The following is an 18,642-nucleotide window of genomic DNA, read 5'->3' on the forward strand; positions in this document are numbered from 1 at the left end:
GATTAACGGGCTAAGCTATCTTTTTTGGTAGTGTCTGATACTTGATCCATTTTTAAACGTTCAATTGCTTTTTCGATACGCATTTGCTGTTTTTGTGGAAACCTTTGATAGTAGCTGTGGCTTTGTACGAAAATAGAATCAGTTATTTCATATTTTTGAAAAACTTCATTGGTCAGTGAATCAACGGTCAGGGTATCCAGCGAATTGATTTCCCCGTGGGATCGTACAAGCTGTAGCTCCACCATCACGTCGATATATTTATCCTCTTTAATGAGCTGGTCAGGTTTAGGAGGATTATCAGAGCAAGCAAACCCTACACTCAGCAATAAGAAAACAAGAGGAGGAAGCCACTTCATTTATTGATCTCCCGGTGCTTTGGGATTTAATGGTCGCATTGTGATGTCGTTAATTAGGAAGTTGTCGGGGGTTTCGAGAACGTTAATCAATACCTGCGCTACTTCGTCAGGTTGCATCATATTTTCATGCGTATCGATATCCTTATCCCCGAAAAAGCTGGTTGCAATAGAGCCGGGATAAAAGCAGGTAACTTTGATACCGTCGTACCGTACTTCCTTAAAGAGTGCTTCGCTGAATCCACGAACCCCAAATTTTGAGGCATTATATCCGGTCATTTTTGGATTACCAATTTTACCGGCAATAGAAGCAATATTGATGATATGGCAAACGGATTCTTTTTCTTTCATCAGGGGAACAATTTGACGGGTCATATAGAACGTCCCAGAGAGATTAGTCTGTACCATATCCTCCCAATCCGCTAATGGAAGCTCATCGACGTTTGCAAAACGGCCCAATCCGGCATTATTAATAAGGATATCGGGTTGGTAATCTTTTGAAAAGATATCACTGATCCATTGTTCAATGGCGTCATGATCAGTGATATCCATCGCGACCGGTTTGAACTTTTTGCCAAGCTTTTGCTGCACCTTTTGAAGTTTGTCAGTGCTTCGGGCTAAGCCGTAAACGGTAGCTCCCTTCTCGATAAGCGCCTTACTAAAATCAATCCCAATACCACTGCTGGCCCCAGTGACAACGGCGATTTTTGCATCAATGTCCATAATAATGTCTGACTTAATTTTTTTAAAAAAGTTGTAGAACGATTTCACATTTCTCAACAAAATTACTCCGAAACAGATTCGCTTTCTACTTCAGAAACTTGAGAAGAATTATTCAGCCGGTCCTGGATGAGTGCATTCACCATATCGAGGGCGACTTTATTTTCGCCACCGTGAGGAATAATGATATCAGCATATCGCTTTGTAGGCTCTACGAATTCAAGATGCATGGGACGAACGTATTTGCGGTATTGTGAGAGTACATGCTCGAGCTCTCGATCGCGTTCTACAATATCCCGCTGGATGCGTCGCAGCAACCGAATATCATCATCGGTATCAACATAGAGTTTGATGTTCATGAGATCCCGCAGCTCTTTTTCGGTAAAGACCAGAATCCCGTCGACTAATATAATTTGTTTCGGTTCGCCCAGCCGGGTTTCTTCTTTGCGGATATGTTTGGTAAAATCATAAATAGGAATTTCAACCTGATAACCTTCTTTAAGTGCTTCAATGTGACGAATCATTAATTCGGTTTCGAGCGAAGAAGGGTGGTCAAAATTTTGCTGCGTGCGTTCCTCAAATGACAAGTGTTTGAGATCCCGGTAATAAGAATCGTGTTGGATCAACAGAATTTCTTGTTCTCCAATCGCATCAATGATATGTTGTACTACGGTTGTTTTACCGGAACCGCTGCCGCCTGCAACACCAATTATCAGAGGGTCCAAAGTAAAATTTATTTGGGGTTATGGATTTCCGTTTCCTTCCTTGAAATTTCTTATGGCTCGAAAAATTGCTGAAGCAATATAAGACTGTCCACGCTCGGAAGTTAAATAGCGAGCTTCACTGGGATTACTTATAAAGCCAGATTCAACAAGTACCGCAGGCATAGAAGCGTGATATAATACCACAAAACGTCCCTGTTTTACTCCGCGGGAATGACGCTGGGCCCGCTCATCAAACTGATATTCCATCATGCCGGCAATTTGTTCGCTGGTAGCTATGTAGCTGCTGTTCGCCAACTCGTACACTAATAGTTCCTCCTGGCTCAGCTCCCGCTGTTCCGTATCATTATTGGCACGGACGACACGGTTTTCGCGCTTCATCACCTCCAGAGCTGACTCACTGCGTTCAAGTCCCAAAAAGTAAAGTTCCGTTCCATACGGCTGACGTGATGAATGGGAATTGCAGTGTATGGAGATAAACAGATCCCCCTCGGCTTTATTGGCAATACTGCCACGTTCTTCAAGTTCGATAAACTTATCCGTTTCGCGGGTATACACGACTTTTACATTGGGCATATATTCGTTGATATAAGCCCCAACCTTTTTGGCAATGTCGAGTACGATATGCTTCTCTTTAACATTCCTATAGCCGATAGAACCCGGGTCGTGGCCTCCGTGCCCCGGATCTATAACAACTACATCGAACTTCATTTTGTCTCTTGTCTGAGCATATTCAGAGTTTTGTTGATTGGCAGAACCATTTCCATTGCCTTCCAACAAACTTCTTTCGGTGATAGTAAAACTCGACCAGATAATTGGGTCTGTATCTTTCGTGAGATACTCTAACTCTGTTTTATCTACTTTTGTGAGCCCAAGTAACAAGTCATCACTGTTTCCATCGTGGTACGCCTTCCCGTCGTAGAATTTGTCTTCTGTAATATAAATGTCAACACCAATACCAGCCGGAATGTCATAAAAACTAATTTCATCAAAAGCGGAAGAAATATTAGGGAGTGTAATATCGGTAGTGTCAATATTATCTTGGTAAAGCGTCATTTGTATCAGGTCGGCATCCGGTTGATACACTTCAAACGAATCTACCGGCTGACTTAGATGGAACCGAATAACTTGCCCTTTACCATCGCTTCGTTCAGCGGTAGTAACCATTTGCAGGGAGTTATCTTGCGCCTGAAGTGGTTGGGTAACGCTCAAGCTTAATAAGAGAAAGGTTGCCAATAGTGACCAAAATTGACCGCATTTTGGAGGAGATTGCAAATATTTTAAAATGGGATTGATCACCTTACATTTCATTGTAATGCTGAAGAATATTTGAATCGAAATTAACTAATATTTGCTCAAGAATAAAAAGGATTATCTCAATGACTCTCATGAATTAACGGTATGTATTTATTTGTATTTCCCCATATTTTGATCAAATTATAAAAAAGTAACCTAACGAAGGTATTTCTATTGGATCGTCAAGAATTTAGAGAAAAGCTGCAGCAGTGCATAACGGAAGATGTGCAGGAAAATCTTATCCGGCATATTGAAGCACGTTTCGATGAATTTGAGCAATTACTCAGGTATTTTTCGGCGGTTGAGCGTAAGTACGACGCAGAAAATACAATTAAACTGGGATTTCCGGGCATCTTAAAAAATATTGAGGATACGCTCATCAATAAGCAAAGTGAGAGTATCTTAGCAATATATTTATCATCCATTGAGAAAGTCGTTGAAAACTTTCCCGAAGAAGAGGTTTGGATGCAACAGGAACGGCGATTTATAGTACAGCAGGACGATTTTTTTTGGGAGGCAGCGCTAAAACGAGTAAAAGGAGCGTGCCGAGGCGTTACTCGCTTTAGTTTTAAGGTTCTCCAGTCGATTAAAGGCATTTTTGGGGTCAAAAGAAAAACGTATCCCAAATGGGAGCAAACAATCCCCATGCGTAGAACAGTGCGTTACGAGCTATCGGATGCAGCGTATGTTTTGGAATGGGGACATGCTCTTGAAAGGGTACAACTGGATATCATCAGAGAGATTGAGGAGCTGTTAGTTGGTAAGGGAAATGAGCAGCAAGCGTTGGATTTAGGTGCTTTTGTTTCGGATCAAAAAGATAAGTTGGAGGCCAAAAAGGCTGAGCTGCTGCAGAATATAGAGCAGGAGCTTCGGATAAAGCAGTCACAAATAACCGAGGATATCGAAGCGGTTGGGACGTTGGAACGGCATGCATCATTTTTAAAAGTTGAGCGATTACAGGGGAAGGAAGAACAACTACGATCGCAGTTTCAGGCATATCAAGAGCAATGGAAGCAGGTACAAGAGCTCTTTTTTGAACGTACAAAAGATGTTGTCCAATTTTTGAATCTACGTTCCGACATCGGAGAGGAGATTGCAAAATTTAAAGGAGCATTTGACGAGATTTTTCAAGAATCGCTCAGCCACCCGCTCAAAGAGTTTGCCGAAGACCTCCAAGAAGCAATTGATGAAGTTGGCAAAGGTGATTCTTTAAACGATTTACGATCGTTAAATAACACGCTCACGAGCTTTGTCGAAGAACGATTGATAGAGCCCATACAAAAATTGGTGGACAAAAATATTCTATCTGAAAAAACGGAGCATTTGTTTGAGGATCTGCTGCTGAGTGTGGGACAATTTCCCGAAGAAGCACAACTGGTTTTTGATGCCAATCTTGATAAAAATCCACCCTCGGTAAATCAGGAAGAGGTTGAATGGCGACAGTTGGTAATGCGGGCTCTCCGGGAATTATTTATGAATCCGCTGCTACCTGCCAACCAACAGTACGAAGAATTTTTATCTCAGAATTTGGAGGACATTATAGAGATAAAAAATATCATATCCGTCAATATTGATTCAGCTATTGAAGCTCCCCAGGAAGATATTAAGGATGAGGAGAAGGATGATCCCAACAAGGTGGTTCGCGAAGCATTGCAGCGGATCTTGCTTAAAGTTCAGGAACTGAACAAACAGGCAGATGAGAAGTGGCAACAGATTGATGGTTCTATTGAGGAGGGGAAAGATTCTTTCTTTTCTTCCCTGTTGACCTTGCTACACGAGGGAGATTCGAAACAGCTGCAGCGGATTAACGCTAAATATGCCGTTAAGGAAAAAACCAAAGACTGGCACACGGTTTTAGATTCGCGCTGGGCAAGAGTACAAGACCGGTTGATGCTATGGAGCCGATTTATCTGGAAAAAAGCAAAAAAGTATGGTGCCGACCTAAAAGCTTTTTTGGGATTCAAAGAGGTGAAAATTGAGGAGTCGAAGCGGACCGATATTGCAACTTATCTGTCTGAGACCGATAACAAAATGAAGGAACTGCCATATATCTATCGGCGGTTGTTTGATTTTCAGTCACTGGCCGATAAGCAATTTTTTGAACCTGCCCAGGAATCGACGCTTATTTTTAAAAAAGCGTATGAGCAGTGGCAGAATAAGTTTCCCTCCAATTTTGCCATCGTAGGAGAAAAAGGCAGTGGGAAGTCGTCGTTTTTGAATTTGATAAAGGATTCAGAGCTTGAGAAGGAGCATGTTGATACCGTTGAATTCGCAAAAACGATTTGGGATGAAGATCAGCTGGTAAAGAATATTGGCCCTGTTCTTGGCTTTGAGTCTGTGAAAACCATCGATGAGCTGGTGACTGCTATTAAAGAATCCGACAAACGGAAAGTCGTTGTCTTAGAGTCGATACAAAATTGTTTTGTTCGCCAGATAAATGGTTTTAAAGCCATTGAGAAATTGTTATATCTGATATCTGAAACACGGGGAAATATTTTCTGGATTGTCAGTTGTTCTCGCTACGCATGGTCATTTTTGGATCAGGTGGTGCAGGTTAGCGAATACTTTTCTCATATCACTAAAAGTGATTCCCTGGATGCAGAACAGATTAAAAGGGTGATTTTGAGCAGACATAAAGCCAGTGGATATTCGTTGTACTTTGAACCGGATAATCAGATTGTGCAGTCGCGCACCTATCGCAAACTCAAAGACCAGGAGCAGGAGGCTCAGGAGCATCTGAAAAAAGATTATTTTGAAAAACTTACGAAACTGGCTGAAGGAAATCCCTCTATTGCCATGATATTCTGGATTCGGTCGATCCGGGATTTCGATGAGACCAATTTTTATATAAAGCCGCTGGAGGTAACTTCAGTAGAGATGATCGAAGATTTAAATCCGAAGGTATTGTTTGCCCTGGCGGCTTTTGTACTACACGATACGTTATTGGATAAAGAGTTAGCCATGGTATTAAACATGAGGCTGGAAGAAAGCAGGTTGTTGTTAAATCGGTTAAGATCGCGCAGTATGTTGATTGAGAAAAATGATTCGTTCACCATAAATCATTTAATGTATCGGCAGATTGTTCGGGTGCTCAAAGAACGCAATATAATTCACTTGGGGAGATAACAGCATGTATAGATTTGCCAAGATACTACTTCTGACAGCCATCATCTTTTTAGGATTTTATAGTGTGGGGCTATCTGCCGTGCAAGATACTCTGGCGCAACAGCCCGATACCACGGTGATAACTGGACCGGTACAAGTTGATATAGTGCAGGTAGATACGGTTACCGTTGACACTATTCGTTCCGATACAAGCTCAGCTGTTGAACAGGTTAGTGAGGATACCGGTAAAGCCCTATCTGAGATTGAAAATCTTATTTCAGTAGGGGTGATACTGGCAATTATTATTACCATAATTTTCACCTATTTTCTGAATCGCTTTGTGGTTTTAGTACTGGATAATCTATCGGAACGGTTTACCAGCTATCGACTGGGAATTAAACGGATGGTACCCATTTTTCGATTGATTATTTGGTCATTTGCCATTTATATCATAATCGCTGGCATCATAAACCCACCAATAAGCACGGTTATTACCGTCTTGGCATCTATTGGTATTGCTGTGGGATTTGCTGCACAGGATATCTTGAAAAATATCTTTGGTGGATTTATCATCATTATGGATCGTCCGTTCCAGGTAGGCGATAAAATTCAGGTTGCTGAACACTATGGAGAAGTGCTTGCTATTGGTCTGCGGTCCAGTCGAATCGTTACCCCGGATGATTCAGTCGTAACAATCCCCAACAGTGAATTGATGAACGAAGCGGTATCAAATTCGAACTCCAGCGCATTGGATTGCCAGGTGGTAGCCGAAATATTTTTACCGATGGATGTGGATGTAGATACGGTTAAACGAATTGCCCATCGCGCAGCGGTTTCGTCGCGCTATGTATATTTGCAAAAGCCTATTTCGATTATTGCGCTAAATGAAGTCCATGAAGAAAACTTTGTACTCAAACTTCGGGTCAAAGCTTATGTTCTTGATATCAGATACGAATTTCCTTTTAAAAGTGATATGACAGAATTGATTTTAAATGAACTAAAACAACGCGAAATGCTTCCCAAACAAGAAGCATTTCGATAAGCCTTATAATTCTAAAACCTTAAAATATATTCATAAATATGAAATCTGCTTTAAGTACACTATTAACATTACTGGCAACGGCCTTTTTCTTGGCGGGGTGTCAGGGTATGCAAAGTGATAACAAGATGTCGATAGATGACCGACTCAATCAGTATACTGAATTTACATTGACGGCGGATGTTTCGTCTCTGAGTGATAACCAAAAAGAAATCCTAAAACTACTTATTGATGCCGGTAAGGCTATGGATGAGGTGTTTTGGGAGGAAGCGTATGGTAATAAAGAAACACTCATGAATAATGTGCCTGAGAAAGAGCAACAGTTTGCTCGGATAAATTATGGTCCCTGGGATCGGTTGAATGGTAATGAACCATTCATTGAAAACGTAGGCCCCAAATCTGAAGGTGCTAATTTTTATCCGCCGGATATGACCAAGAAGGAATTCGAAAACTGGGAATCTGAAGCAAAAGATGACCTTTATACACTGGTGCGTCGTACTCAGAGTGAAGAGTTAACAACAATTCCTTACCACGAGGCTTTTGCTGAACAGCATCAACTGGCTGCAAATAAACTTAAAGAAGCGGCTGAGCTGGCCGAGGATGAGGGATTAAAGAAATACTTGAATCTCCGCGCCGAGGCATTGCTGGATGATGAATATCAGGAAAGTGATATGGCGTGGCTGGATATGAAAGATAATACGATTGAAGTGGTGATTGGCCCTATCGAAACGTATGAAGACCAGCTCTTTGGATATAAAGCGGCTCACGAAACTTTTGTGCTGGTTAAAGATAAAGAGTGGAGTAATCGCCTGTCAAAATATGCTGAAGTGCTGCCCGAACTCCAGCAAGGACTGCCCGTGGCGGAAGAATATAAACAGGAGAAGCCCGGGCGGGACTCTGATCTAAATGCCTACGATGCTGTTTATTATGCCGGAGATGCCAATGCCGGTTCTAAAACGATTGCTATTAATTTACCTAACGACGAAGAGGTGCAGCTTAAAAAAGGTACGCGCCGACTGCAGTTAAAAAATGCCATGCGAGCTAAATATGATAAGATTCTATTGCCCATTTCCGATGTGCTCATTGCCGAAGATCAGCGTCAATACTTGACCTTTGATGCGTTTTTTGGCAATACGATGTTCCATGAAGTAGCGCACGGTCTTGGGATAAAAAATACGATCAATGATAAGGGAACAGTTCGCGAAGCACTGAAAGAGCACGCCTCCGCGCTCGAAGAAGGTAAGGCCGATGTGTTGGGTCTGTATATGGTTTCGGAGCTGCGCAAAGATGGAATGGTTAACGAAGGGACCATCGAAAATAATTATGTGACGTTTATGGCCAGCATTTTCCGGTCTATCAGGTTTGGCTCATCCAGCGCACATGGAAAAGCAAATCTCATTCGCTTCAACTATTTCAAGGAAAATGGAGCTTTTAGTTACGATGAGGAAGCCGGGACATACCGTGTGAACTTTGATAAAATTGCTGAAGCAACTGATTCGCTCTCAAACAAGATTCTTACCTTGCAGGGCAATGGTGATTATGAAGGCGTTGCCGCATTTGTGGAAGAATATGGAACCATAGGCGACCAATTGCAGCAGTCATTGGATCGATTATCCGAACAGTCTATTCCGGTGGATGTGACCTTTAAGCAAGGTGTGGATGTACTCGGCTTGGAATAGAAATCCATCTGATTTATAAGGTAGAAGGGGATACAGAAATGTGTCCTCTTTTGTTTTTTTTAAATCATTTTTTCGCCAAGGGTTGACTATGATTGTTCAAACATTTACAATGATTTAGAGACCCACCTTTAATCCTAAATAAGGAGGTTTAAAATATGGAAGAAAACGCCTTTCTTGAAGCAGCAGAAACTGGAGATTTAGAGACCGTTAAAAAGCATTTAGAGAATGGTGCTGATGTAAATACCGGTGACGAGCATGATCGAACAGCATTGATGAAAGCGGCCAAGCATGGCCATCTGGATGTTGTTCAATATTTGCTTAATCATGGTGCTGAAGTGAATACCCGCGATAACCGTGGAACAAGTGCATTGTACTGGGCATCCAGTAACGGCTATGACAATATTGTTCAGTTGTTAATACAACATCACAGTGATGTGAGTGTTATGGATGATCGCGGTTGGACAGCTAAAGATCAGGCCAGTTCTCACCATTATGATGGTATTGTTAATATGTTGGAAAAAGCGGGAGCTTAATACTGATCAACCATAATTATCGTTTCGTTTTCTCAAGCCTGTTCTGTAATAGAGCAGGCTTTTTTATTTGAACCTATTTTATAAACCAGTGTTGCGTTAAAAGCTTTATTTTAAAGTTATTTTGGAGGAGAACGTTCAAGAAGCGTACAACAAGAAAATCGTCGGTTCTTTGTGAATAGATTCGCCTGAATCTTTCCGCCACTCAGATATTTTTTTGGATACAATTTGTTCGTTGGGCAGCGTTAAGTTAGTGGCCGTACAGAACCGGGTATTCGGTTCACAGTAACGGATAACATCTTCAACTACTTTATCATTGCGATGGGGAGCTTCCATAAATATTTGTGTTCCACCGAATGATTTAGATTGATCCTCTAACTGCTGAATAGCACCTTGACGTTTATTTTTGTCGATAGGTAGATAGCCGTGAAAGGAAAATTGCTGTCCGTTAAAACCTGATCCCATTAGCGCCAATAAAATAGAAGAAGGTCCTACAAGTGGCTGTACCTTGATTTGGCGGTCGTGTGCCATTTTTATTAACTCTGATCCCGGATCGGCTACTACAGGACAGCCTGCTTCTGAGAGCAAACCGACATCTTTTCCTTTTTTCAGGGGATCCAGAAACGAAGCAATTTCATGGATGGGGGTCTTTTTATTTAGCAGCAGAAATTCAATTTCATACTCCGGAACTGTATCACCCACCCACTGAAGATATCGCGCTGCCGTTTGTACATTTTCTACAACAAGCACCTCCATCCGACGGATTACATTGAGCACATAATCGGGGATAGTATTATTTTCAGGGGTTTTCCCCAGGGTATTGGGGATTAGATATAGCGTTCCTTTTGCAGGATCAGGAGAATTCATAACAACTTAATCGATACGTTCGATAACCAATTCTTCGTCCGGTTCACTAAGCTTTTTATTAGCAAAACGATGTGCAGCCAATCCGATAAAAAATGTAAGCAAAAGAGCGACACCTGCCATCAGAGCATTCGTCCAGATAAGGTTTTTTTGAGTTTCAAACGTAGGCATTAACACAATTTCCTGCATCGCGCCGGGCTGGTAGCGAATGGGGACGACCCGAATATCCTGCAGCCCGCCGGCCATCTCCACCGGGAGTGAAAGTTTGCGCTGAATTTCTTGGTTCTCATTTGTGGTGAAGTGCAAAACGATATAGCCATTTGTTTGAGCGGCAATCTGTTTTAGTTCAAATTCCACAACTTCCGCCGTGTAGCTATTGCCATTTTCATAGGTGTCGGTAATGCCATAGTAAACCAATCCCTGATGTAAGGTTAGAAAAAGAAAAACAGCGGGTAAAAGCCAAAACAGATACAGGTACTTGTATTTATTCATTATCTAAAAGTGCAAAAGATTAATAAAAAAGTGCATAATAAATCACATAAAACCAGCTGAAAAGACCGTGAATAATAGCCCATAAGATAGATTTATTGACCGACCATGATATGGTTACTGCAAGTGCAGTCCCTAATGTAATACCGCCACGTACGGTTTCGTGAACTTTTCCTGAATTTGCCATGATATTGATTGTTAATTAAGGTTAACTGCAGGAAAGTTAATACTATTTGCTGATTTCTTTAAGCGTAGCTTCACGCAATGCCGGATCCCACATTAATCGCTGTTGATAATCCTGGTGCATCAGGTTGCTGCTCATGTGAAACCAAAAAGCAACTTGCAGCGAATCGAAAAATACGGCTTGTCCAAAGGGCTCTTCGGAATAAACAGAAGCACCGTAGTCGATACCATTTAGCAGACCCAGTCTGTTATCATAAAGTGCCCCATAGTATTTGAAATCATTGTTTAATCCTTGCTCTTGGTAAGGCCAATCCATGATATCCTTCACACGTTTTGAAACAGGAGTTGAAATGAGTTCATTTTGCTCAAGCTTAACCATGAGTGTTGATAATTCTTCTCCGGTAGATTTTGGAAAGAGGGTTAAAATATTTCGTCGTTCTTTAAAGCCAATACCTAATCCTTGGTTCTCTTCAAAAAGTTTTGTGACTCGCTTGTTAAAATCATCATCTGTTTTAAAACGTTCTGCATTCTTTAACACCTTACTTCTAAACTCATCTTCGGATAAAGCTAAAAGCTTCTCAAAATGGGTATCAAATGTGTTGTTGCTTAAGTCAGAATGCAGAGTTATATACAACCCGGAAAAAGGGAGCGGATGATCAGTTGATTGCAGGTCAAGAAGATTGAAGGTTTCATTAATAGCCTTTTGCCCCAATTTATAGTATAAAAAGTCCGATATGGCCAAGTCGTTATAAATGATGGCGGTCTGTACCAACTCATTGAGCGGCACTTTTCCTTCATTGGTTACAGCATCTTTATTTTTAAGTACGCTTTTGGCATCATCATGGTGCGAAGCATCGATATAGGGAAGTTGAAAGCGATCTGTTTTTTCAAGCGGAATTAATTCATTAGGATCAATTTGCCCATTTTCAATAAGCCGGCCGTAGGTGGTAATCAGGAATAAATTAGAAAGCGTGCCCATGGTTCGGGATTTATCCGCCCCGTATGCAATAGTCGTATCAGGGTTGGTTACAGATTGGGATACAATGGTAGCGTGCTGAGGGTTAGATCCGATATATTGGGTGAGGCCTTTGAGTGACGTTGCCTTGGAAACCCATTGCTGTCCCTCTTGCAGGTCACCGCTATTATTGTACAGTGTTTTTAAGGCATTCAAATTGAATCCGAAGACAATAAAGAAGATGAGAATCAACGTACCTAAAAAGACGCCGATAAATTTTAGAATGCGCATGCAGGGATGTAAGGAAATCTTGTTTGAAATGAACCGTAAATATACGAACTCTACTGCCTTAAATCAGCAAAGAATAAGTCAGATGTGTGAAGTGAAACGGAAAACGATTAGCTTTTGACCGTCTCACCTTTGCTATTTGTTAACTCACAAACTGCATCATAATTGCACAGAGATAGGCCGCATACGTACCAACGGCGTAGCCCAGCACCGCTAGGAGCACGCCAACAGGGGCAAGGGCGGGATGAAATGCGGATGCCACAATGGGGGCTGACGCAGCTCCACCTACATTGGCCTGACTGCCAACGGCGATAAAGAAAAAGGGTGCGTTGATTAGTTTAGCCACAATGAACAATATAACAACGTGTATGATAATCCAGAGCAGTCCGATGAGGAAGAAGCCGGGGCTTTCGAAGATTGCCAATACGTTCATTTTCATTCCAATCGTAGCAACCAGAATATAGAGAAACAAGCTGCCAATTTTGGAAGCACCTGCTCCTTCAAGTTCACGAGCTTTGGTGAATGACAGGGCAAGGCCACCGGTAGTGGCTATTACAATAATCCAGAAGAACCGGGAGTCGAGACTTAGGTTACTGAGCTGCGGAAAGTTTTCGCCAATCCATGGAGCAATACCGTCGGCTCCTAAATGGCCAATAGCTGTTATCACAAAGCCAACCGCTACAATGGTTGTGATATCAGCAAGGGTAGGAATTTTGGCTACACTTGCTTTGTAATCTTCAATTTTCTTACGCAAAGCTGTAATGGGTGAAGCATCTGCTTTAAACCAAGCATCAATTTTTTCGGAAATGCCTGCTCCATAAAGCAGAAAGGCCAGCCAAATATTTGCTACAATAATATCTACAGTAACCATGGCTGAAAACAGATCAGCGCTGGGATCAAAAACTTCGAACATGGCCGTCTGGTTTGCGCCGCCGCCAATCCAACTGCCCGCTATCGTAGAAAGTCCGCGCCATAGTTCCTCGGGACCTGCTCCTGCGGTCATTTCTGGGGCAAAATAGCTTACCGTGATGAGAGCCAGCGGGCCGCCAATCATAATACCGACGGTTCCGGCTAAAAACATAATGATGGCTTTTGGTCCCAAATTGATGATCCCTTTAAAGTCAATACTGAGGGTAAGGAGCACCAAACTTGCAGGAAGCAGATATCGGGAAGCCACAAAGTAGAGGTTGGATTCTTCTCCTGATATCAATCCGAGTGAATTAAAAATAGAAGGAATAAAATAACAGAGCAGCAGAGAGGGCACGAAAGTGTAAAATTTTTGCCACTTCGGATTGTCGCTGTTTGAGGTGACAAATATGAATGCCAGAATAAATAACAAGATTCCTAAAACAACGGCGTCATTGGTAAAAACGGGAGCTGCAAATAAGGTGTACATAGCTGATATTTTTTAAACGATTACGCCTGAATCTACATTATAATTGGGTAATTGCGCAAATGGATGAAAATAGACACTGAAAAGGTTATACTTATCTTTCACTTTGTATCAAATATTAAAATAAAAGTGTATGAAATTTGCCGTTATAGGCACCGGAAAAACCGGTGGCAAGGTTGTTGAAATGTTAGGTGAGGATCAACTTGTCGGTCCGTTCGATTCATCAAATAAACCTACAGTTTCAAAGCTTGAAGAAGCTGATGCTGCAATTTTATTCGTGCCCGGAGCAGCCGTAGACGAGCTGATGGAACCATTGATGGAGTCCGGTATTCCGGCTGCGTGGGGAACGACCGGCTATGAATGGCCCAACGATTTGGATCACCAGCTAAAACAGCAGCATCTTAAATGGCTGCAGGCTTCAAATTTTAGTTTGGGAATGAATATTGTGCGCCGATGCTTGAATATTATCGGCCAAAGTTCTTCGGTTTTGGATCATCCGGAATTTCTTATTCATGAGGTCCATCACAAACATAAACAAGATGCTCCCAGTGGAACGGCTATTTCGTGGGAGCAGTGGCTGGGTAAAGAAGCAAAGATCACCTCAGAACGTAAAGGTGATATTAAAGGAATTCACCAACTGGAAGTGAAAACCGATACGGAATCCATCCATCTAAAACACCGTGCACACGATCGTAAAATTTTTGCGCAAGGTGCCATCTGGGCAGCAGAGCAACTTGTCAATGGGGATGTGAGTCCGGGTTTTTATGATCTTTCAACTATCTTTGATAACGTAATGCAACAATAATTATGAGTATTTCAGATACGAGACTTTATACGGCTTTGGTAACTCCCATGAAAGAAAATGGGGATATACATTTGGATAATTTGGCTTCGCTGATCCATAAACAGGATGAGGCGGGTAATGGAGTGCTTGTCTTGGGAAGTACAGGTGAAGGATTGGCGCTGCCCCTTGAAGATAAAAAGCAGGTCGTCAAAACGGCTGCAAGCCTTAATATTGATGTGCCTATTATGGTTGGAGTAGGGGGATTTAACCTCCGCAAACAGATTGAATGGATTGAGTATTGCCATCAATTTGATGTAGATTCCTTTCTGTTAGTGACTCCGCTTTATGCCAAACCGGGTCCAAAGGGACAGGTTCAATGGTTTAAATCATTACTGGATACGGCCGACAAAGATTGCATGTTATATAATGTGCCGTCGCGCACGGGCAGTAAAATGAGTCCGTTGGTGCTTAAAGAGCTGGCTGATCATCCGAACTTTGTTGCAGTTAAAGAAGCCAGTGGTAGCATTGAAGATTATCAGAACTATCGTAAGACGGCCAAAGATATTGCATTTTACAGCGGTGATGACGGGTTGCTTCCGTTCTTTTCTATGGCTGGATGTGACGGACTTGTTTCGGTGGCATCAAATGTTTGGCCGAAACCCACACATCAATATGTAGATTGGTGTTTGGATGGACGCGGTCCAGAGTTATTGCCCTTGTGGCAAGAATGTACCGATGCTTTGTTTAGTGGGCCCAATCCGGTTCCGGCAAAAGTATTGCTGCAAGAGAAAGGATGGATTGAACATGCTACGCTGCATCCACCACTCGTTGAAGAGGATGTGGAGGATATTAGTATCCTCAAAAATGCTGATAATATGATCCAGAGCTGGTATAAAGAGAATAGTTAATTCAGAGTATAGGTTTTAGGAGTTATTAATTTCAATATAAATTATTTAAAAGCAGATGAGTAATATTGATTGGGAAGATATTTTAGATAAACTGGAAACCGGAGAAGTGCGTGCCGCCGAACCCAAAGGGGATCGGTGGGAGGCCAATCGAGAAGTCAAAGAAGCAATATTGGCTTCTTTTTCGGCCGGTAAAAATACCGAGTACTCGGGCATTTATGATGGATTTGTTGATAAGCACAACTTACCGCCGCGTCGGTTTTCCGCTGAGGAAAATGTGCGCTTGGTACCGGGCGGATCATCGGTCCGTCGCGGAGCCTATGTGGCGGAGAATGTCATCATCATGCCGCCGGCTTATGTAAATGTAGGGGGCTATGTGGATGAAGGATCAATGATTGACAGTCATGCCTTGGTCGGTTCTTGTGCTCAGGTCGGCAAAAATGTTCATTTGTCAGCAGGAGTGCAGTTAGGCGGGGTGCTTGAACCGGTTGGATTATCACCTGTTGTTATTGAAGATGACTGTTTTATCGGTGCCGGATCGGTTATTGTAGAGGGAATTCTTGTCAAGAAAGGTGCGGTCATTGCTCCGGGCGTAACGCTTTCAAAATCAATTCCCGTTTACGACTGTGTTAATGAAGAGGTGTTGGGTAAAGGCGCTGATATTCCCGAGCGAGCAGTGGTTGTACCGGGTACCCGACCCATGAGCGGTGATTGGGCCCAAGAACAGGGTCTTAATGTTGCTTGTCCCCTGATTGTGAAGTACCGCGATGAAGACAGCGATGCCTCTCTTGAATTGGAAGATGCACTGCGATAATTACGATCAAAACTTAGATTTCATTTATTCATGTTTAAAAAAGGTTTATGCGTATATTGAAATTCGGTGGTTCCTCGGTGGGAACTACTGGTGCTATTCGACAGGTTGCAGGTATCATTTCTGAAAAGAAAAAGGACCACCACTTAGCCGTGGTGGTTTCTGCATTTGAAGGGGTTACCGATGTTTTAGAAGATGCTGTGACTAAGGCTTCAAAAGGGGATGAAGCATATCTCCAAATTTTAACTGATCTTGAAAAGCGCCATAATAGAGCTATTAAAGATCTGGTCAGCATTCAAAATCAAAGTCATACGCTGGCACAGTTCAAAATTATGTTTAACGAGCTTGACGACGTACTTCACGGAGTGTCACTGACTCGGGAACTGACAGAGCGGACTCGTGATTTTGTATTGGGATTCGGAGAGCGTTTTTCAGCATTCATCATTAGTCAGTTTTTGTCTGATACTGGAATGTTAGCTGATTATGTGGATGCTCGAAAAATTATCGAAACCGATCATGATTTTGGCTCTGCAAGAGTGCATTTTGAGAAAACCTACAAAAAGATTCGAGACTATTTTTCGGAAGCAAATTCTGATGCCATACAGGTAGTCACCGGTTTTGTGGCTTCAACGTCGAGTGGCGAATCTACCACCTTGGGTCGCGGTGGTTCGGATTATACAGCCTCACTCATAAGCGCGGCACTAAAAGCCGAAGGTGTTGAGCTATGGACGGATATTGAGGGCATCATGACCGCTGATCCGCGGAAGGTAAAACGCTATTTTGTGATTCCCCATCTTTCTTATGAAGAGGCGATGGAGTTGTCGCATTTCGGGGCGCAGATTATTTACCCACCTTCATTACAGCCGGCTATGAAAGAAAATATTCCCATCCTTATTAAAAATACGTTCAAGCCCGAAGAGGAAGGGACCCGTATTAGTAATCAGTCGATTCCGGGAGAGTCAATCATAAAAGGTATTTCATCAATTGATAATATCACCCTGTTGACCGTTAAGGGAAGCGGCATGATTGGAGTCACCGGTATCTCAGCGCGTCTGTTTGGAGCGTTGGCTGATGCAGGGATCAATATTATTTTGATCACACAGGCCTCATCCGAGCATACTATTAGTCTGGCGGTGCTACCGACACAGACAAAAGCGGCACAGCATGCGATCAAAAAGGAATTTAAGTATGAACTCCGCGATAATATTATCGATGAAGTAAAGGTAGAACATGAGCTGTCGATTGTGGCGGTTGTTAGCGATAATATGCGTCGTAAACCCGGTATTTCTGGACGCGTATTTCAGGCGTTGGGTGCTAATGGGATTAACGTGGTAGCTATTGCTCAGGGATCTTCGGAGCGAAATATCTCGATTGTAGTAGATCGGAAAAATGAGACCAAAACCCTAAATACGCTGCATGATGCTTTTTTTATTGCAAATGTTAAAACCGTTAATCTGTTTTTAATAGGGGTGGGATTAATTGGAGGCAAGTTGTTGGATTTAATCCAGCGGCAGGCTCAAAAACTGTTGAACGATTACCATCTTGAATTAAAATTGACGGGTATATCCAACAGCAAAAAATTCCTCATTGATGATGAGGGAATATCGATAGACGAGTGGAAAGAACAGATGATGTCGGAAGGGGAAGAAGCTGATATCAACGATTTTATCGATCAAATGTCTGAACTGAATCTTTCGAACAGTATTTTTATTGATTGTACAGCCAGTGACGAAATCGCTTCTTCTTACTCAGATGTGCTGGAGTCAAATATTTCAATAGTCACGGCAAACAAAAAGGCCAACTCCAGTTCGCTTGCCACCTACGAAAAACTACAACGACTGGCATTCAAACATAATGTAGCCTATCTCTATGAAACCAATGTCGGAGCGGGTTTGCCGGTTGTTGCTACCCTCAAGGAGCAAGTGCTAACCGGTGATGATGTTATGCGAATCGAAGGGGTGCTTTCGGGTACGCTCAGCTATATTTTTAATACCTTTGATGGAAGTACTTCTTTTAGTGAAGTAGTGCGATCGGCCCGCAAAAAAGGATTTACAGAACCCGATCCGCGAGAAGATCTTAACGGTCAGGATGTTGGCCGAAAGTTATTGATATTAACGCGTGAGGCAGGATTAAAGCTGGAATTTGAGAATATTGATATCCAAAACCTGGTTCCTAAAGAAGCGCGTTCTGTGGATACCGTTGAACAGTTTTTTGATATTCTTGAAGAACATGATGATGAATTTACAAAGCTTTATGAGGAAGCTGCTTCGGAGAATAAAAAGCTTTGCTATATCGCACGATATGAAAATGAAAAAGCTACTGTAAAGTTAGAAAAAATTAGTTCTATGCATCCCTTTTATGGACTCGACGGTAGTGATAATATTGTGGCATTTAAAACGCAGCATTACCAGAATAGTCCCATTGTTGTAAAAGGTCCCGGGGCAGGAGCAGATGTGACTGCGAGCGGGATTATTGCCGATATTCTTCGCATTAGTAATACCCCTTCATTCAGGGAGGAGATTTGAG

The 18,642-nt window shown here is 42.2% G+C and carries 17 protein-coding genes; 8 read left to right on the forward strand and 9 right to left on the reverse strand.

From position 1 onward, the window contains the following. Positions 1-2: 2 nt before the first annotated feature. The 4 genes from ACQ76V_RS03655 to ACQ76V_RS03670 all read right to left on the reverse strand — a co-directional run bounded on the left by ACQ76V_RS03655 (position 3) and on the right by ACQ76V_RS03670 (position 3,007). Positions 3-356 carry a DUF4296 domain-containing protein gene (locus tag ACQ76V_RS03655; protein ID WP_440999122.1) on the reverse strand — a complete coding sequence of 118 codons (354 nt, stop codon included), beginning with the start codon at positions 354-356 and terminating at the stop codon, positions 3-5. After that, entirely contained in the window at positions 357-1,076 is a 720-nt protein-coding gene (locus ACQ76V_RS03660; protein WP_440999123.1) for an SDR family oxidoreductase, read from the reverse strand. A gap of 62 nt (positions 1,077-1,138) precedes the next feature. Further along, positions 1,139-1,798: a uridine kinase gene (gene udk / locus ACQ76V_RS03665; protein ID WP_440999124.1), complete on the reverse strand. Its 660-nt coding sequence runs from the start codon at positions 1,796-1,798 to the stop codon at positions 1,139-1,141. 18 nt (positions 1,799-1,816) lie between these two features. Beyond that, positions 1,817-3,007, reverse strand: a complete 1,191-nt coding sequence (locus ACQ76V_RS03670) for an N-acetylmuramoyl-L-alanine amidase family protein (RefSeq protein WP_440999125.1) — start codon at positions 3,005-3,007, stop codon at positions 1,817-1,819. A 258-nt stretch (positions 3,008-3,265) separates the two neighbouring features. Here ACQ76V_RS03670 and ACQ76V_RS03675 point away from each other — a divergent pair, with 258 nt between their 5' ends. The 4 genes from ACQ76V_RS03675 (at position 3,266) to ACQ76V_RS03690 (ending at position 9,447) form a co-directional block, all read left to right on the forward strand. Next, positions 3,266-6,217, forward strand: coding sequence for a hypothetical protein (locus ACQ76V_RS03675; protein WP_440999126.1), 2,952 nt, complete (start codon positions 3,266-3,268; stop codon positions 6,215-6,217). A 4-nt stretch (positions 6,218-6,221) separates the two neighbouring features. Continuing rightward, a complete protein-coding gene (locus tag ACQ76V_RS03680; protein WP_440999127.1) occupies positions 6,222-7,238 on the forward strand; it encodes a mechanosensitive ion channel family protein in 1,017 nt (338 codons plus the stop codon). A gap of 38 nt (positions 7,239-7,276) precedes the next feature. Further along, complete coding sequence (locus tag ACQ76V_RS03685) at positions 7,277-8,914, forward strand: dipeptidyl-peptidase 3 family protein (protein ID WP_440999128.1); 1,638 nt, start codon at positions 7,277-7,279, stop codon at positions 8,912-8,914. A 155-nt stretch (positions 8,915-9,069) separates the two neighbouring features. Next, a complete protein-coding gene (locus ACQ76V_RS03690) occupies positions 9,070-9,447 on the forward strand; it encodes an ankyrin repeat domain-containing protein (RefSeq protein ID WP_440999129.1) in 378 nt (125 codons plus the stop codon). Positions 9,448-9,582: 135 nt separating this feature from the next. Here the strand turns inward: ACQ76V_RS03690 and ACQ76V_RS03695 are convergent, their stop codons facing one another. The 5 genes from ACQ76V_RS03695 to ACQ76V_RS03715 form a co-directional block, all read right to left on the reverse strand. Beyond that, complete coding sequence (locus ACQ76V_RS03695; protein ID WP_440999130.1) at positions 9,583-10,311, reverse strand: SAM-dependent methyltransferase; 729 nt, start codon at positions 10,309-10,311, stop codon at positions 9,583-9,585. Positions 10,312-10,317: 6 nt separating this feature from the next. After that, positions 10,318-10,800: a hypothetical protein gene (locus ACQ76V_RS03700; protein WP_440999131.1), complete on the reverse strand. Its 483-nt coding sequence runs from the start codon at positions 10,798-10,800 to the stop codon at positions 10,318-10,320. Positions 10,801-10,819: 19 nt separating this feature from the next. After that, entirely contained in the window at positions 10,820-10,984 is a 165-nt protein-coding gene (locus tag ACQ76V_RS03705) for a hypothetical protein (protein WP_440999132.1), read from the reverse strand. 42 nt (positions 10,985-11,026) lie between these two features. Next, entirely contained in the window at positions 11,027-12,226 is a 1,200-nt protein-coding gene (locus ACQ76V_RS03710; protein WP_440999133.1) for a serine hydrolase, read from the reverse strand. A 139-nt stretch (positions 12,227-12,365) separates the two neighbouring features. Further along, on the reverse strand, positions 12,366-13,619 hold the full coding sequence (locus ACQ76V_RS03715) for a DUF819 family protein (RefSeq protein ID WP_440999134.1): 1,254 nt from the start codon (positions 13,617-13,619) through the stop codon (positions 12,366-12,368). A gap of 130 nt (positions 13,620-13,749) precedes the next feature. On the opposite strand from ACQ76V_RS03715, the gene ACQ76V_RS03720 reads away from it, so the two are divergent. The 4 genes from ACQ76V_RS03720 to thrA all read left to right on the forward strand — a co-directional run bounded on the left by ACQ76V_RS03720 (position 13,750) and on the right by thrA (position 18,641). Further along, positions 13,750-14,421, forward strand: coding sequence for a dihydrodipicolinate reductase C-terminal domain-containing protein (locus ACQ76V_RS03720; RefSeq protein ID WP_440999135.1), 672 nt, complete (start codon positions 13,750-13,752; stop codon positions 14,419-14,421). 2 nt (positions 14,422-14,423) lie between these two features. Beyond that, complete coding sequence (dapA, locus tag ACQ76V_RS03725; protein WP_440999136.1) at positions 14,424-15,308, forward strand: 4-hydroxy-tetrahydrodipicolinate synthase; 885 nt, start codon at positions 14,424-14,426, stop codon at positions 15,306-15,308. A gap of 64 nt (positions 15,309-15,372) precedes the next feature. After that, positions 15,373-16,119: a 2,3,4,5-tetrahydropyridine-2,6-dicarboxylate N-succinyltransferase gene (locus tag ACQ76V_RS03730; RefSeq protein WP_440999473.1), complete on the forward strand. Its 747-nt coding sequence runs from the start codon at positions 15,373-15,375 to the stop codon at positions 16,117-16,119. Positions 16,120-16,166: 47 nt separating this feature from the next. Beyond that, complete coding sequence (gene thrA, locus ACQ76V_RS03735) at positions 16,167-18,641, forward strand: bifunctional aspartate kinase/homoserine dehydrogenase I (protein WP_440999137.1); 2,475 nt, start codon at positions 16,167-16,169, stop codon at positions 18,639-18,641. Position 18,642 lies beyond the last annotated feature (1 nt).

Source organism: Fodinibius sp. SL11 (assembly GCF_052060035.1).
In the GTDB taxonomy this organism is placed as follows: domain Bacteria; phylum Bacteroidota; class Rhodothermia; order Balneolales; family Balneolaceae; genus Fodinibius.

Bases quoted from the DNA above. Each gene is read 5' to 3' on its own strand.
- ACQ76V_RS03655 (WP_440999122.1), bottom strand. From the start codon at position 356: ATGAAGTGGCTTCCTCCTCTTGTTTTCTTATTGCTGAGTGTAGGGTTT.
- ACQ76V_RS03660 (WP_440999123.1), bottom strand. From the start codon at position 1,076: ATGGACATTGATGCAAAAATCGCCGTTGTCACTGGGGCCAGCAGTGGT.
- ACQ76V_RS03680 (WP_440999127.1), top strand. From the start codon at position 6,222: ATGTATAGATTTGCCAAGATACTACTTCTGACAGCCATCATCTTTTTA.
- ACQ76V_RS03685 (WP_440999128.1), top strand. From the start codon at position 7,277: ATGAAATCTGCTTTAAGTACACTATTAACATTACTGGCAACGGCCTTT.
- ACQ76V_RS03690 (WP_440999129.1), top strand. From the start codon at position 9,070: ATGGAAGAAAACGCCTTTCTTGAAGCAGCAGAAACTGGAGATTTAGAG.
- ACQ76V_RS03695 (WP_440999130.1), bottom strand. From the start codon at position 10,311: ATGAATTCTCCTGATCCTGCAAAAGGAACGCTATATCTAATCCCCAAT.
- ACQ76V_RS03700 (WP_440999131.1), bottom strand. From the start codon at position 10,800: ATGAATAAATACAAGTACCTGTATCTGTTTTGGCTTTTACCCGCTGTT.
- ACQ76V_RS03705 (WP_440999132.1), bottom strand. From the start codon at position 10,984: ATGGCAAATTCAGGAAAAGTTCACGAAACCGTACGTGGCGGTATTACA.
- ACQ76V_RS03710 (WP_440999133.1), bottom strand. From the start codon at position 12,226: ATGCGCATTCTAAAATTTATCGGCGTCTTTTTAGGTACGTTGATTCTC.
- ACQ76V_RS03715 (WP_440999134.1), bottom strand. From the start codon at position 13,619: ATGTACACCTTATTTGCAGCTCCCGTTTTTACCAATGACGCCGTTGTT.
- ACQ76V_RS03720 (WP_440999135.1), top strand. From the start codon at position 13,750: ATGAAATTTGCCGTTATAGGCACCGGAAAAACCGGTGGCAAGGTTGTT.
- dapA (WP_440999136.1), top strand. From the start codon at position 14,424: ATGAGTATTTCAGATACGAGACTTTATACGGCTTTGGTAACTCCCATG.
- thrA (WP_440999137.1), top strand. From the start codon at position 16,167: ATGCGTATATTGAAATTCGGTGGTTCCTCGGTGGGAACTACTGGTGCT.